General features: G+C 70.2%; 12 protein-coding genes and 5 tRNA genes. 13 read left to right on the top strand and 4 right to left on the bottom strand.

The genetic code is table 11. The annotated features are described in order from the left end of the window. A partial coding sequence (locus tag CCN56_RS01330) for a nitrate- and nitrite sensing domain-containing protein (protein WP_086822372.1) occupies positions 1–3058 on the bottom strand: 3058 nt, incomplete at its 3' end. Between the two features lie 568 nt (positions 3059–3626). Between CCN56_RS01330 and CCN56_RS01325 the strand changes: the two genes are divergently transcribed. From CCN56_RS01325 to CCN56_RS01285, 9 genes are all read left to right on the top strand, one after another. Further along, a complete protein-coding gene (locus tag CCN56_RS01325; protein ID WP_086822370.1) occupies positions 3627–3830 on the top strand; it encodes a hypothetical protein in 204 nt (67 codons plus the stop codon). 116 nt (positions 3831–3946) lie between these two features. Next, the gene (locus CCN56_RS01320) at positions 3947–4732 is read left to right on the top strand and encodes a fumarylacetoacetate hydrolase family protein (protein WP_086822367.1); all 786 of its coding nucleotides are present in this window, start codon (positions 3947–3949) and stop codon (positions 4730–4732) included. Continuing rightward, the gene (gltX, locus tag CCN56_RS01315) at positions 4725–6200 is read left to right on the top strand and encodes a glutamate--tRNA ligase (protein WP_086822364.1); all 1476 of its coding nucleotides are present in this window, start codon (positions 4725–4727) and stop codon (positions 6198–6200) included. Before CCN56_RS01320 ends, gltX begins: the two co-directional genes overlap by 8 nt. Before the next feature lie 60 nt (positions 6201–6260). Continuing rightward, positions 6261–6983: an HAD family hydrolase gene (locus CCN56_RS01310; RefSeq protein ID WP_086822362.1), complete on the top strand. Its 723-nt coding sequence runs from the start codon at positions 6261–6263 to the stop codon at positions 6981–6983. Between the two features lie 95 nt (positions 6984–7078). Beyond that, positions 7079–7150 (top strand) — tRNA-Gln (locus CCN56_RS01305). 41 nt (positions 7151–7191) lie between these two features. Then, positions 7192–7264 (top strand) — tRNA-Glu (locus CCN56_RS01300). A 61-nt stretch (positions 7265–7325) separates the two neighbouring features. After that, positions 7326–7398: transfer RNA gene (locus CCN56_RS01295), tRNA-Glu, on the top strand. A gap of 22 nt (positions 7399–7420) precedes the next feature. Beyond that, positions 7421–7492, top strand: a tRNA-Gln gene (locus tag CCN56_RS01290). A gap of 29 nt (positions 7493–7521) precedes the next feature. Then, positions 7522–7594 (top strand) — tRNA-Glu (locus CCN56_RS01285). A gap of 136 nt (positions 7595–7730) precedes the next feature. Here CCN56_RS01285 and ndgR read toward each other — a convergent pair. Then, positions 7731–8447 carry an IclR family transcriptional regulator NdgR gene (gene ndgR / locus CCN56_RS01280; protein WP_005311436.1) on the bottom strand — a complete coding sequence of 239 codons (717 nt, stop codon included), beginning with the start codon at positions 8445–8447 and terminating at the stop codon, positions 7731–7733. A 140-nt stretch (positions 8448–8587) separates the two neighbouring features. On the opposite strand from ndgR, the gene leuC reads away from it, so the two are divergent. The 4 genes from leuC to CCN56_RS01260 all read left to right on the top strand — a co-directional run bounded on the left by leuC (position 8588) and on the right by CCN56_RS01260 (position 11783). After that, positions 8588–10012 (top strand): 3-isopropylmalate dehydratase large subunit, encoded by a 1425-nt coding sequence (gene leuC / locus CCN56_RS01275; protein ID WP_086822360.1) that lies wholly within the window; start codon positions 8588–8590, stop codon positions 10010–10012. A gap of 6 nt (positions 10013–10018) precedes the next feature. Further along, a complete protein-coding gene (gene leuD, locus CCN56_RS01270) occupies positions 10019–10612 on the top strand; it encodes a 3-isopropylmalate dehydratase small subunit (RefSeq protein WP_041131426.1) in 594 nt (197 codons plus the stop codon). Positions 10613–10716: 104 nt separating this feature from the next. Then, positions 10717–10944, top strand: a complete 228-nt coding sequence (locus tag CCN56_RS01265) for a hypothetical protein (RefSeq protein ID WP_015036430.1) — start codon at positions 10717–10719, stop codon at positions 10942–10944. 143 nt (positions 10945–11087) lie between these two features. Then, a complete protein-coding gene (locus CCN56_RS01260) occupies positions 11088–11783 on the top strand; it encodes an HU family DNA-binding protein (protein WP_086822357.1) in 696 nt (231 codons plus the stop codon). A gap of 198 nt (positions 11784–11981) precedes the next feature. Here the strand turns inward: CCN56_RS01260 and CCN56_RS01255 are convergent, their stop codons facing one another. Both CCN56_RS01255 and cofC read right to left on the bottom strand, forming a co-directional pair. Then, positions 11982–12191, bottom strand: a complete 210-nt coding sequence (locus tag CCN56_RS01255; RefSeq protein ID WP_030206251.1) for a hypothetical protein — start codon at positions 12189–12191, stop codon at positions 11982–11984. A 10-nt stretch (positions 12192–12201) separates the two neighbouring features. Next, a partial coding sequence (cofC, locus tag CCN56_RS01250) for a 2-phospho-L-lactate guanylyltransferase (protein WP_107484076.1) occupies positions 12202–12759 on the bottom strand: 558 nt, incomplete at its 5' end.

Raw genomic sequence — 12759 nt, 5'->3', positions numbered from 1 at the left:
CGAAGTCGGGGCGCGGGAACTGGCCGGTGGAGCCGGGACCCTGCGGGGCGTCGAAGTCGGGGCGCGGGAACTGCGCCGTCGACGCCGGGTCCTGCTGGTACGCCTGCGGGGCCTGCGGCTGCTGGTGCTGCGGCTGCTGCGGAGCACCGAAGTCCGGGCGCGGGAACTGGCCCGTGGAACCGGGACCCTGCGGAGCCGCCGGCGCACCGTACAGGCCCGCCGACTCCGGCTCCTCGTGACCGCGCGGGGCGTCCAGCGGGGACATCTCCTGCTGCGGGCGCCGGACCGGCTGCTGCTGCGGGTCGTTGCCCCAGCTCGCGGCCTGCGGGCGCTGCTGCTGCGGGTTGCCGCCGGGCAGCTCGGCGCGCGGGAAGTCGTACCCGCCCTGCTGGGCCTGCTGCTGCGCGGCGGGCCCGGACTGGTTGCCCCACACGTCCGTACGGGACGGGATGGCGCTCGCGGCGCCGCCGATGAGGCCGCCCCCGCCGGGGCCCGGACGCAGCGCGTCGGGCTGCTGGGGAGCCTGCGGGGCCTGCGGCAGCTGGCCGGTCTGCTCCAGCTGGGCGTTCTGCGGCTGCGGGGTGCGGGACTGCGGCGCGCCCTGCGGGCCGCCGGCGAGCGGGGCACCGTCACGGGCGGGCAGCGCGGCCCGGGGACCGCTCGCACCGACCTGACCGCGCGCGGCACCGGCACCGGCGCCGAGACGGCCGGCCGCCGAGGACGGGGCACCGCCCGGAGCGCCCGGACGTCCGCCGCCGGGGCCACCGGCCGCGCCGGGGCCGCCGGGGAGACGGCCGCCGGGGGCGGAGGCGCCCTGCGGCATCGCGCCCTGGCCGCCCTGGCCGCCCTGGCCCGGCTTGGGCATGGGCTTCTTGCCGCCCTGGGCGACGTCGACGGGGAGCATGACGAGCGCGGTGGTGCCGCCCGAGTCGGACGGGCGCAGCTGGATCCGGATGCCGTGTCGCAGGGACAGGCGGCCGACCACGAACAGACCCATGCGGCGGGAGACCGAGACGTCCACGGTGGGCGGCGAGGCGAGCCGCTCGTTGATCGCGGCGAGGTCCTCGGGGGAGAGGCCGATGCCGGTGTCGTGGATCTCGACGAGCACGCGGCCGTCGGGCAGCGCGTGACCGGTGACCCGGACCTTGGTCTGCGGGGAGGAGAACGAGGTGGCGTTCTCGAGCAGCTCGGCGAGGAGGTGCACGAGGTCGTTGACGACGCGGCCGGCGACCTCGGTCGCCGGGACCGCGGCCAGTTCGATGCGCTCGTACTGCTCCACCTCGGAGGCGGCGGCACGGAGGACGTCGACCAGCGGGACCGGGCGGGTCCAGCGGCGGCCGGGCTCCTCACCGGCGAGGACGAGGAGGTTCTCACCGTTACGGCGCATACGCGTCGCGAGGTGGTCGAGCTTGAACAGCGAGGAGAGCTGGTCCGGGTCGGCCTCGCGGGACTCCAGCTCGGAGATGAGCGAGAGCTGACGCTGGATGAGGCCCTGGGAACGGCGCGAGAGGTTGGTGAACATCGCGTTGACGTTGCCCCGGAGGAGGGCCTGCTCGGCGGCGAGGCGGACCGCCTCGCGGTGCACGTCGTCGAAGGCCGCGGCCACCTGGCCGATCTCGTCCCGGGAGTGCACACCGACGGACTCGACGGAGGTGTCGACGTCCTGCGGGTCGGACTCGGAGAGCTGCTTGACGAGCTCGGGCAGACGGTCCTGGGCGACCTTGGTCGCGGTGTCCTGGAGCCGGCGCAGCGAGCGGATCATGGACCGGGCCACGACGAAGGCGCCGATGAGCGAGACGCCGAGGACGAGGAGGATCAGCGCACCGTTGATGATGGCGTCGCGCTGCGACTCCTGCTTCAGCTCACGGGCCATCGTCTCCATGTCACCGAGCAGACCGAGCTCGATGCGGTTCATGGCCGCGATCTTGGTGTTGTACTCGTCGGTGAAGTTGAGGTGACCGCGAGGCGGTCCGCTCGGCATCGCGTCGTCCGAGTTCAGCACGCGCTCGGCGTACTTGTTGGCGGCGTTGATCGACGGGTCGCCGGAGTTCAGCGACTCGGTCCGCTCTGCGGCGTCGCCGCCGGTCGACTCGTAGATCGCCTGGAAGGACTTGAGCTCGACGCCCTCACTGTTGAGGGCGGCCTCGCCGTAGAGGCGGTCACCCTGCTGGAGCCGGCCGGAGCTCCGGTCGCTCGGGGGGAGCGCGGCGGCGATGATCGCCTGCTGGATGGAGGCGTACTCCTTGGCGGACGAGAACGCGGCGAGCGCGCGGGTCCGCTTGATCATCTCGGGGTTGCTGGTCGCCTGCGCCATGTCCTGGGACAGGCTGAGGAGCGAGCGGATGAGGCGGCTGTACGCCTCGACCGTCACCGAGTGGGAGACGTTCTTCTCGTAGGCGCTGCCCCGGATGGAGTGGAGCTCGGCGAGCTGCGAGGCGATCTGACTGACGTTCTGGCGGATGCTGCGCAGCGCCTCGTCGGTCTCGGTGTCCGGGATCTCCTCGGTGGCGTCGAGGAAGGCCTTGTACTCGCGGTCCGTCTTCCGGCGCGGGTTGGCGACCTGGTAGTCGCTGACCGGGCGGCCGTTGGCCAGCGGTCCCGCGGACAGGTCGCGCTCGGCCTGGAGGGCCTGGGCGAGGCCGGTCGCCTCACGGGTCAGCTTGGTGAGCAGCTGCATGTGGTCGAGCTGCTCCATGTCCTGGAGCGAGTCGCTGATGCGGATGCCGCCCAGGGTGGTCGCCGCGACCACGGGGAGGGTGAGGAGCGCGACCAGGCGCGTGGAGATGCGCCAGTTGCGCAGGGCTATTCGCGGGCCGACCTCGTTCTCGGCCCGGAGCTTGGGGGGTGCGGCGGACGGCTCGGCGGACTTGGCCGCGGCGCTCGCGCGCCTGCCGCCGTCACCGCTCTCGCCGGTCGGTCCCTGACCCTGGTTCGGGGTGTGCGGGGCCGAGGGACCGCGGTCGGTCCCGGCACGCGGTTCCTGCTCCGCCGGAGCATCCGCTCGGCCCTGGCGGGCCTGGGGAGACCCCGAGCCATCCCTCTTGAAACGTCCCTGCACTAGCGTCGCAACCTCTGGACCAGGCGTCCTTCCGGGTGAACGGAGAGGACGGTGTCGGTGTCGATCGGGGTGCGTGGAGCACCCCAGGTGGTCGTCGGTGACCGGCGCAGTTCCCCCTTCCCCGCCACTCGGCCGGCGCTGCGTTGCGCCCCCTGCGTGCCGGCTTGAAACCCGCGGCGGTGCGTGGAATTCCAGCACAGTGCCGGATCTCCAACAAGGGCCGCGTGTCGTGGCGGGAGGGGCATGACAACGCGTACACGGCACGTCACCCCATGTAGAAGATGATCACGGAGGATTCGGACTTATCAGGCCCAATGGTCGGGCATCCCCGTGTGTCCCAGTCGACATGATCAGGAGCGGAATAGCTCATTCAGTGGAGGAATGTCCCTTTCCGTGGTGACCGGGGACGGTCCGTAATGCCCGGAATGTATCCCACTTGGTGAGCAAACTCACACCCGGATCGATGTCTCAGCCATGCATTCGAAGGGAATCGCATGTTTAGCCTGACGCTTTACACCCCTTCGCGCCCGTACGGGTGCCTCTCCCGGAACAAGGTCTGATCACCGCGATGAAGACGACGACGCTCCGCAAGACGGCCAACCCCCGCCGTTCCACCCTCGTGCACCTCAAGGACGCCGCCGAGCTCGGCCGGGGCGCCCAGCCGGAGTACGCGGCCGAACTCCCGGGCAACACCGCCAACCCGCGCCGCACCGTCCTGATGCAGGCCCCGGCCCCGTACCAGCCCCAGCCGTACGCCACCGCGACGCGCTAGTACCCGTCGCCCGCCCGGGTCATCAGCGCCGGTTATATCGCCGGTCGGCCGCCCCTCGCCGCGTTAGCCTGGAGCGTCAGACTCCAGCCAGCACCAAGTGAGGGGCGACAGCACTCGTGCGCATCGCCAGATTCTCCATCGACGGCAATGTGGCCTTCGGCGCCGTCGAGGGCGAGGGAACCGTCGAGTCCGGCGGCCTCGTCCTCGACATCATCAAGGGCATCCCGTACACCGACTTCGAGCTGAGCGGCACCAAGGTCCCGCTCAGCAAGGTACGGCTCCTGCCGCCCGTGCTCCCCAACAAGGTCGTGGCCATCGGCCGCAACTACGCCGAGCACGCCGCCGAACTCGGCAACGAGGTCCCCGACGTCCCCGTCGCCTTCTTCAAGCCCACCACCTCGGTGATCGGCCCCGGCGACGCCATCGAGTACCCCTCCTTCTCCAACGAGCTGCACCACGAGGCCGAACTGGCCGTGGTCATCGGCCGCATGTGCCGCGAGGTGCCCCGCGAGCGCGTGAAGGACGTCGTCTTCGGCTACACCTGCGCCAACGACGTCACCGCCCGCGACGCCCAGCAGCGCGAGAAGCAGTGGGCCCGCGCCAAGGGCTTCGACACCTCCTGCCCCCTGGGCCCCTGGGTGGAGACCGACCTCGACCCGAGCGACCTGACCATCCAGGCCACGGTCAACGGCGAACAGCGCCAGCTGGGTCGGACGAGCGACATGATCCGCTCCATCGAGGACCTGGTCGTCCACATCACCGAGGCCATGACGCTGCTCCCCGGCGACGTCATCCTCACCGGCACCCCCGCCGGGGTCGGCCCCCTCAACGTCGGCGACGAGGTCGCCGTCACCATCGAAGGCATCGGCACTCTCACCAATAAGGTGATCAAGCGTGGCTAACGCGAACATCCGCGTCCGTTTCTGTCCCTCGCCGACCGGCAACCCCCACGTGGGCCTGGTCCGCACCGCCCTCTTCAACTGGGCCTTCGCCCGGCACAACCAGGGCACCATGGTCTTCCGCATCGAGGACACCGACGCCGCTCGCGACTCCGAGGAGTCGTACAACCAGCTGCTCGACTCCCTCAAGTGGCTCGGCCTCGACTGGGACGAGGGCCCCGAGGTCGGCGGCCCCCACGCGCCGTACCGCCAGTCCCAGCGGATGGACATCTACAAGGACGTCGCCGACAAGCTGCTCGCCGGCGGTTACGCGTACCACTGCTTCTGCACCGCAGTGGAGCTGGAGGCCCGCCGTGACGCCGCCCGCCTGGCCGGCAAGCCGTCCGGTTACGACGGCACCTGCCGCAACCTGAGCGCCGAGCGCATCGAGCGCTACCGCTCCGAGGGCCGCGAGTCCATCGTCCGCTTCAAGATGCCCGACGAGCCGATCACCTTCACCGACCTGGTCCGCGGCGAGATGACCTTCACCCCGGACAACGTGCCGGACTACGGCATCCTCCGTGCGAACGGCGCCCCGCTGTACACGCTGGTCAACCCGGTCGACGACGCCCTGATGGAGATCACCCACGTCCTGCGCGGCGAGGACCTGCTCTCCTCCACCCCGCGCCAGATCGCGCTCTACAAGGCGCTGATCGAGCTCGGCGTCGCCAAGGAGATCCCCTCCTTCGGCCACCTGCCGTACGTGATGGGCGAGGGCAACAAGAAGCTCTCCAAGCGCGACCCGCAGGCCTCCCTCAACCTCTACCGGGAGCGCGGCTTCCTCCCCGAGGGCCTCCTGAACTACCTCTCCCTCCTAGGCTGGTCCTTCTCGGCCGACCAGGACCTCTTCACCATCCCCGAGATGGTGGAGAAGTTCGACATCGCCGACGTCAACGCCAACCCGGCGCGCTTCGACCTCAAGAAGGCCGAGTCGATCAACGCCGACCACATCCGCATGCTGGACGTGAAGGCCTTCGCCGAGGCCTGCGAGCCCTGGCTCCAGGCCCCGCACGCCAACTGGGCCCCGGAGGACTTCGACCGGGCCGCCTGGGAGGCCATCGCGCCGCACGCCCAGACCCGCCTGACCGTCCTCTCGGACATCACGGCCAACGTCGACTTCCTCTTCCTCAAGGAGCCGGTCTTCGACCAGCCCTCCTGGGACAAGGCCATGAAGGGCGAGCCCGCGGCCCTCCTGACCACCGCCCGCGAGAAGCTGGAGTCGGCCGACTGGAGCGACCCCGAGTCCCTCAAGAACGCCGTCCTGGCCGCCGGCGAGGCCCACGGCCTCAAGCTCGGCAAGGCCCAGGCCCCGGTCCGCGTCGCCGTCACCGGCCGCACGGTCGGCCTGCCGCTCTTCGAGTCCCTGGAGATCCTGGGCAAGGAGAAGACCCTGACCCGCATCGACGCGGCCCTGGCGAAGCTCGCCGGCTGACCCGCGCCGTACGCACCGGTACCCCCGTCCCGCGCCAGGGACGGGGGTACCGTCGTTTTCATGACCATCCGCGCGGTGCTCTGGGACATCGACGACACGATCTTCGACTACGCGAGCGCCGACAGGACCGGGATGCGGGCGCACCTCGCCGCCGAGGGGCTGCTCGACGCGTGGGGATCCGTCGAGGAGGCCCTGCGGCGGTGGAAGGAGCTCACGGAGCTGCACTGGCGCCGGTACGAGGCCGAGGGCGGGGACTTCCGGGAGCAGCGGCGCGGGCGCGTGCGGGACTTCCTCGGGCGGCCGGCGCTCACCGCCGCCGAGGCCGACGACTGGTTCGACCGGTACGTGGTCCATTACGAGGCCGCCTGGGAGCTGTTCCCCGACGCCGTGCCCGTCCTCGACCTGCTCGCCCGTGACTACCGTCACGGAGTGCTGTCCAACTCCAGCATCCACAACCAGGACCACAAGCTCCGCGCCCTCGGCGTACGGGACCGCTTCGAGGCCGTGGTGTGCGCCGCCGAGCTCGGGGTGGCCAAGCCGGCCCCGGAGGCCTTCCACGCCGCCTGCGCCGCCCTGGACCTGCACCCCCGGCAGGTGGCGTACGTCGGGGACCACCCGGACATCGACGCCCGGGGTGCCGCGGAGGCGGGCCTCCGGGGGATCTGGCTGGACCGCGCGGGGACCGGCGGGAGGCCCGAGCTGACCCGGATCACCGACCTCCGGCAGCTGCCCGCGCTGCTGCGTGCGGATACGCGTTTTGGAGCACCGTCCACCTTCGGGTAATGTTCTTTCTGCGCCGAGGGGAACGGGCCGAAAGGCCGGAAAGCCCCGGAAGCGCAAGCCGAGCAAGATCCCTTCTCGAAGTGATCAAGTTCCGGTGGCCTATGGTGTAATTGGCAGCACGACTGATTCTGGTTCAGTTAGTCTTGGTTCGAGTCCAGGTAGGCCAGCTCGCAGAGCTCATCTGCACTTGTGGATTGGCATCCACGAAGCCCCCGTTGTGTAGCGGCCTAGCACGCCGCCCTCTCAAGGCGGTAGCGCCGGTTCGAATCCGGTCGGGGGTACAGATCCTTCCCGCGGGGTCATTTGGGTAGCTCCCGATGACGCCGATGCAGGATCGCTAGGGCCCCCGTTGTGTAGCGGCCTAGCACGCCGCCCTCTCAAGGCGGTAGCGCCGGTTCGAATCCGGTCGGGGGTACGACGCTGGTCTAACCACGTATTGGTCTATGGTGTAATTGGCAGCACGACTGATTCTGGTTCAGTTAGTCTAGGTTCGAGTCCTGGTAGACCAGCTCGGATCCACGGCAACGTGTGATCCAAAGCCCCCGTTGTGTAGCGGCCTAGCACGCCGCCCTCTCAAGGCGGTAGCGCCGGTTCGAATCCGGTCGGGGGTACTCGACGAAGAAGCCCTTCCCTTCGGGGGAGGGCTTCTTCGCTGTTCGCGTCCACCGGGTGCGTGGGGACACAACTCCGGCCCACCGCTGCGGCGTTGGAGCGGTGGGCCGGTACGAACAGGAGGGACGGAGAAGCTCAGCCGTTGCGGCGGAGCGCCTCGGAGAGACGGGCGGCGGCGTCGATGACGGCCTGGGCGTGCATACGGCCCGGGTGGCGCGTCAGACGCTCGATCGGACCCGAGACCGAGACCGCTGCCACCACGCGGTTCGAGGGGCCGCGTACGGGCGCGGAGACGGACGCGACGCCCGGCTCCCGCTCGCCGATCGACTGGGCCCAGCCGCGGCGTCGCACGCCCGACAGGGCCGTCGCCGTGAAGCGGGCGCCCTGGAGGCCGCGGTGGAGCCGCTCGGGCTCCTCCCAGGCCATCAGGATCTGCGCGGACGAGCCGGCCTTCATGGTCAGCGTCGAGCCGACCGGGACGGTGTCCCGCAGGCCCGAGAGCCGCTCGGCCGCCGCCACGCAGATGCGCATGTCGCCCTGGCGCCGGTAGAGCTGGGCGCTCTCGCCGGTGACGTCGCGCAGATGCGTCAGAACCGGACCCGCGGTCGCGAGCAGGCGGTCCTCGCCGGCCGCGGCGGCGAGCTCCGCCAGGCGCGGCCCGAGGATGAACCGGCCCTGCATGTCGCGGGCCACCATCCGGTGGTGTTCCAGTGCCACGGCCAGTCGGTGGGCCGTGGGTCGTGCGAGTCCCGTCGCCGCGACCAGTCCTGCGAGGGTGGCCGGACCGGACTCCAGGGCGCTCAGGACAAGGGCTGCCTTGTCGAGAACGCCTACGCCGCTAGAGTTGTCCATGCAACGATATTCGCGTCTCACTCTGTGAAACGCAAGTTCAATTTTTCTCGGAACCTGTGACCCTGGTGTTGCGGCCGCACAACGGCCCGCGAAACGGGTCTCTAGTTGTGCCGGCGTAGACGTCGGCCGGAGGGAAAGCGATGGGTAGGACACTCGCGGAGAAGGTCTGGGACGACCACGTCGTCCGGCGCGCCGAGGGCGAGCCCGACCTCCTCTTCATCGATCTGCACCTGCTGCACGAGGTGACCAGCCCGCAGGCCTTCGACGGTCTCCGGCAGAACGGCCGGCAGGTGCGGCGCCTCGACCTCACCATCGCCACCGAGGACCACAACACCCCGACCCTCGACATCGACAAGCCGATCGCCGACCCGGTCTCCCGCGCCCAGCTGGAGACCCTCCGCAAGAACTGTGCCGAGTTCGGCGTCCGGCTGCATCCGCTGGGCGACGTCGAGCAGGGCGTCGTCCACGTCGTGGGCCCGCAGCTGGGCCTGACCCAGCCCGGCACCACCGTGGTCTGCGGCGACTCGCACACCTCCACGCACGGCGCCTTCGGCGCGCTGGCCTTCGGCATCGGCACCAGCCAGGTCGAGCACGTGCTCGCCACCCAGACGCTGCCGCTGGCCCGCCCGAAGACCATGGCGATCACGGTCGACGGCGAGCTGCCCGAGGACGTCACCGCCAAGGACCTGATCCTGGCGATCATCGCGAAGATCGGCACCGGCGGCGGCCAGGGCTACATCCTGGAGTACCGCGGCTCCGCCATCGAGAAGCTCTCGATGGAGGCCCGGATGACCATCTGCAACATGTCGATCGAGGCCGGCGCCCGTGCGGGCATGATCGCCCCCGACGAGACGACCTTCGCCTATCTGAAGGGCCGCGCCCACGCCCCCGAGGGCGAGGACTGGGACGCCGCCGTCGCGTACTGGAAGACCCTGAAGTCCGACGAGGACGCCGTCTTCGACGCCGAGGTCGTCATCGACGCCGCCTCCCTGGCGCCGTTCGTCACCTGGGGCACCAACCCGGGCCAGGGCGCGCCGCTTTCGGCGAACGTCCCCGACCCGGCTTCGTACGAAGACGCTTCGGAGCGCCTGGCCGCCGAAAAGGCCCTGGAGTACATGGGGTTGACCGTCGGGCAGCCGCTGCGCGACATCAAGGTCGACACCGTCTTCGTAGGCTCCTGCACCAACGGCCGCATCGAGGACCTGCGCAACGCCGCCTCCCTCCTGGAGGGCCGCAAGGTCGCCGACGGCGTCCGCATGCTGGTCGTCCCCGGCTCGGTCCGGGTCGCCCTGCAGGCCGTCGAGGAGGGCCTGGACAAGGTCTTCAAGGAGGCCGGCGCCGAATGGCGGCACGCGGGCTGCTCCATGTGCCTGGGCATGAACCCCGACCAACTGGCCCCCGGTGAGCGCTCCGCGTCCACCTCCAACCGCAACTTCGAGGGCCGGCAGGGCAAGGGCGGCCGCACCCACCTGGTCTCCCCCCAGGTCGCCGCCGCCACCGCCGTCCTGGGCCACCTGGCCTCCCCGGCCGATCTGTCCGACGTCGCCACCACCGCGGGGGTCTGAGGAACCATGGAAGCTTTCACCACGCACACCGGCCGGGCCGTCCCGCTGCGCCGCAGCAACGTCGACACCGACCAGATCATCCCGGCGCACTGGCTGAAGAAGGTCACCCGCGACGGCTTCGAGGACGGCCTCTTCGAGGCCTGGCGCAAGGACTCCGAGTTCGTCCTCAACCGCCCCGAGCGGCAGGGCGCCACGGTCCTGGTCGCCGGCCCCGACTTCGGCACCGGCTCCTCCCGCGAGCACGCCGTCTGGGCGCTCCAGAACTACGGCTTCCAGGCGGTCATCTCCTCCCGCTTCGCCGACATCTTCCGCGGCAACTCGCTGAAGAACGGCCTGCTGACCGTCGTCCTCCCGCAGGAGACGGTGGACGCCCTCTGGGAGCTGACCGAGGCCGACCCGACCGCCGAGATCACCGTCGACCTGGAGGCCCGCAAGGTCCTGGCCGCCGGGATCGACGCCGACTTCGAGCTCGACGAGAACGCCCGCTGGCGTCTGCTGAACGGACTCGACGACATCAGCCTCACCCTTCAGAACGAAGCGGACATCGCCGCTTACGAGGCGGCTCGACCGGCCTTCAAGCCCCGTACAATTACGGTCTGAGCAGCGCTTTTCCACGACTGCGCCCCCCACCGCCCGGTGGGGGGCGCAGTCGCTTGTTGAGACCCTGTCGGGCGACAACTCGCCCTAGATGGCACAATCGGTGCATGGAACGCGACAGCCAACTCGAGCTCTACGAGGCAGTCGCCGCCCGATTGAAGGAAGCGCACACAAGGGTGCGCTCACTGCAAGTCCCGGAGGGCGTAAGGATGGCGCTGTCCCGGAAGCTGCTGGTCGTCACGGCAGCGGCGAAGCACGATCTCAAGGACGCGGCAACGCGTCTCGACCGGTTGATGAAGGACCTCGACGAGGGCCGATTCCCAGAGGACGACTGACACCAGGAACTCCGCAACGGGACTTCCACGTTGCGGCACTAGGGTGATTAGACCGTTTCGTGTTTGATTTGCGGTATATACATGCCTAACGTGCGAAAAAGCTTGAACACTTTCGTTCTGGCAATGTCTCCGAAGGGGAAGACGTGAACAAGGCGCAGCTCGTAGAAGCGATTGCCGACAAGATGGGCGGTCGTCAGCAGGCCGCCGAAGCCGTCGACCACGTGCTCGACGCCATCGTGCGTGCCGTGGTGGCCGGTGACCGGGTCTCGGTCACCGGTTTCGGCTCGTTCGAGAAGGTCGACCGGCCGGCCCGCTACGCCCGCAACCCGCAGACGGGTGAGCGGGTCCGGGTCAAGAAGACCTCCGTCCCGCGCTTCCGTGCAGGTCAGGGCTTCAAGGACCTGGTCAGCGGCTCGAAGAAGCTCCCCAAGGGAGGCGAGGTCTCCGTCAAGAAGGCTCCCAAGGGCAGCCTCACCGGTGGTGCCTCCGCGACCGTGAAGAAGGCCGCCGCGAAGAAGGCCACCACCGCCAAGAAGGCCGCCGCGAAGAAGGCGGCCCCGGTGAAGAAGGCCACGACGGCCGCGGCGAAGAAGACCACCGCCGCTGCCAAGAAGACCACCGCCGCCGCCGCGAAGAAGGCGGCCCCGGCGAAGAAGGCCACGACGGCCGCGGCGAAGAAGACCACCGCCGCCGCCAAGAAGACCACCACGGCCGCCGCCGCGAAGAAGACGGTCGCCAAGAAGACCGCTCCGGCCAAGAAGGCCACGGCGAAGAAGGCGCCCGCCAAGAAGACGACGGCGCGCAAGACCACCGCCAAGAAGACCGCCGCCAAGAAGTAGGACGCGCGGTACCGACCCGCCGGGCCGGGCTCCCCGAGGGGAGCCCGGCCCGCGGCGCGTCTCAGGACGTTTCGGGACTCAGGGCGTCTCGCGTCTCAGGACGTCTTGGGTCTCAGGACGTCCCGCGTCTCAGGATTTCTCGCGTCTCAGGACGTCCTGCGTCTCAGAACGGTCTTGCGGCTCAGGACGTCTTGCGGCTCAGAACGTCTGCAGCGTCACCAGGGTGATCCGGAGCCCCGCGCCCGACGTGCCCGGCTCGGCCTCGATCCGCACCCGCTGCCCCGGACGCAGCAGCCGGAGCCCGCCCGCGTCGAAGGCCTCCGCCCCGAACTCCACGGGGGTGCCGTCGTCGAGCAGCACACTGCCGCTGCGGGTCTCGGGGTCGTACGTGAACGCGGTCGCCTGCATGGACCGCAGCCTATCCGGCCGCCGTCAGCCACCGGGCGGCCGTCCGCGGACCGAGCCCGAGCGTCAGGGCCGCCGCCAGGTCCTCGCCGGTGTCCACGTCCCGGCGTACGGAATCCACCCCGGCGAGCCGGATTTCCACCGCCCCCGAAGACAAATGCCGCAGCCTCGACGCGCCCCCGAATGCCGGTTCCAATTCCACCCCCGGACTCGCCGAGAGGAATGTCGTACCTATTTCGGCGGCATCCGCGAGAAAAGCCCTCGGAAAATTACCGGCCGCGTCCAGGACCCGGGTCAGCTCCGCCGGCCGCAGCGCCGGAAGGTCCGCGTTGAGCGCCGCCACGCGCGCGTGCGGCCGCCCCGCCCGTACGACACGGGCCCCGTGCGCGAGCGCCGCGTTGAGCCCCGCCGCCGGGGAGTCCGGCACGATCCGCGCACCCAGGGCCGCGAGCGCCGCGCCGGCCACGGGATCGTCCGTGACGACCGCCACATCGCGCACGCGCGCACAGTCGAGCACCGCACCCACGGTGTCCTCGGCGAACGCGAGGGCGAGCCGGGGGCGCGGTTGCGC

Origin of the sequence: Streptomyces sp. NRRL B-24572, assembly GCF_002156145.1 — a bacterium.
Classification (GTDB): Bacteria; Actinomycetota; Actinomycetes; order Streptomycetales; family Streptomycetaceae; genus Streptomyces; species Streptomyces vietnamensis.
The sequence above is the reverse complement of the archived record's forward strand: the minus strand, read 5'-3'. Positions and strand labels throughout refer to the sequence as shown.

Bases quoted from the DNA above. Each gene is read 5' to 3' on its own strand.
- leuD (WP_041131426.1), top strand. From the start codon at position 10,019: ATGGAAGCTTTCACCACGCACACCGGCCGGGCCGTCCCGCTGCGCCGC.
- ndgR (WP_005311436.1), bottom strand. From the start codon at position 8,447: ATGGACAACTCTAGCGGCGTAGGCGTTCTCGACAAGGCAGCCCTTGTC.
- CCN56_RS01310 (WP_086822362.1), top strand. From the start codon at position 6,261: ATGACCATCCGCGCGGTGCTCTGGGACATCGACGACACGATCTTCGAC.
- CCN56_RS01255 (WP_030206251.1), bottom strand. From the start codon at position 12,191: ATGCAGGCGACCGCGTTCACGTACGACCCCGAGACCCGCAGCGGCAGT.
- leuC (WP_086822360.1), top strand. From the start codon at position 8,588: ATGGGTAGGACACTCGCGGAGAAGGTCTGGGACGACCACGTCGTCCGG.
- CCN56_RS01325 (WP_086822370.1), top strand. From the start codon at position 3,627: ATGAAGACGACGACGCTCCGCAAGACGGCCAACCCCCGCCGTTCCACC.
- CCN56_RS01265 (WP_015036430.1), top strand. From the start codon at position 10,717: ATGGAACGCGACAGCCAACTCGAGCTCTACGAGGCAGTCGCCGCCCGA.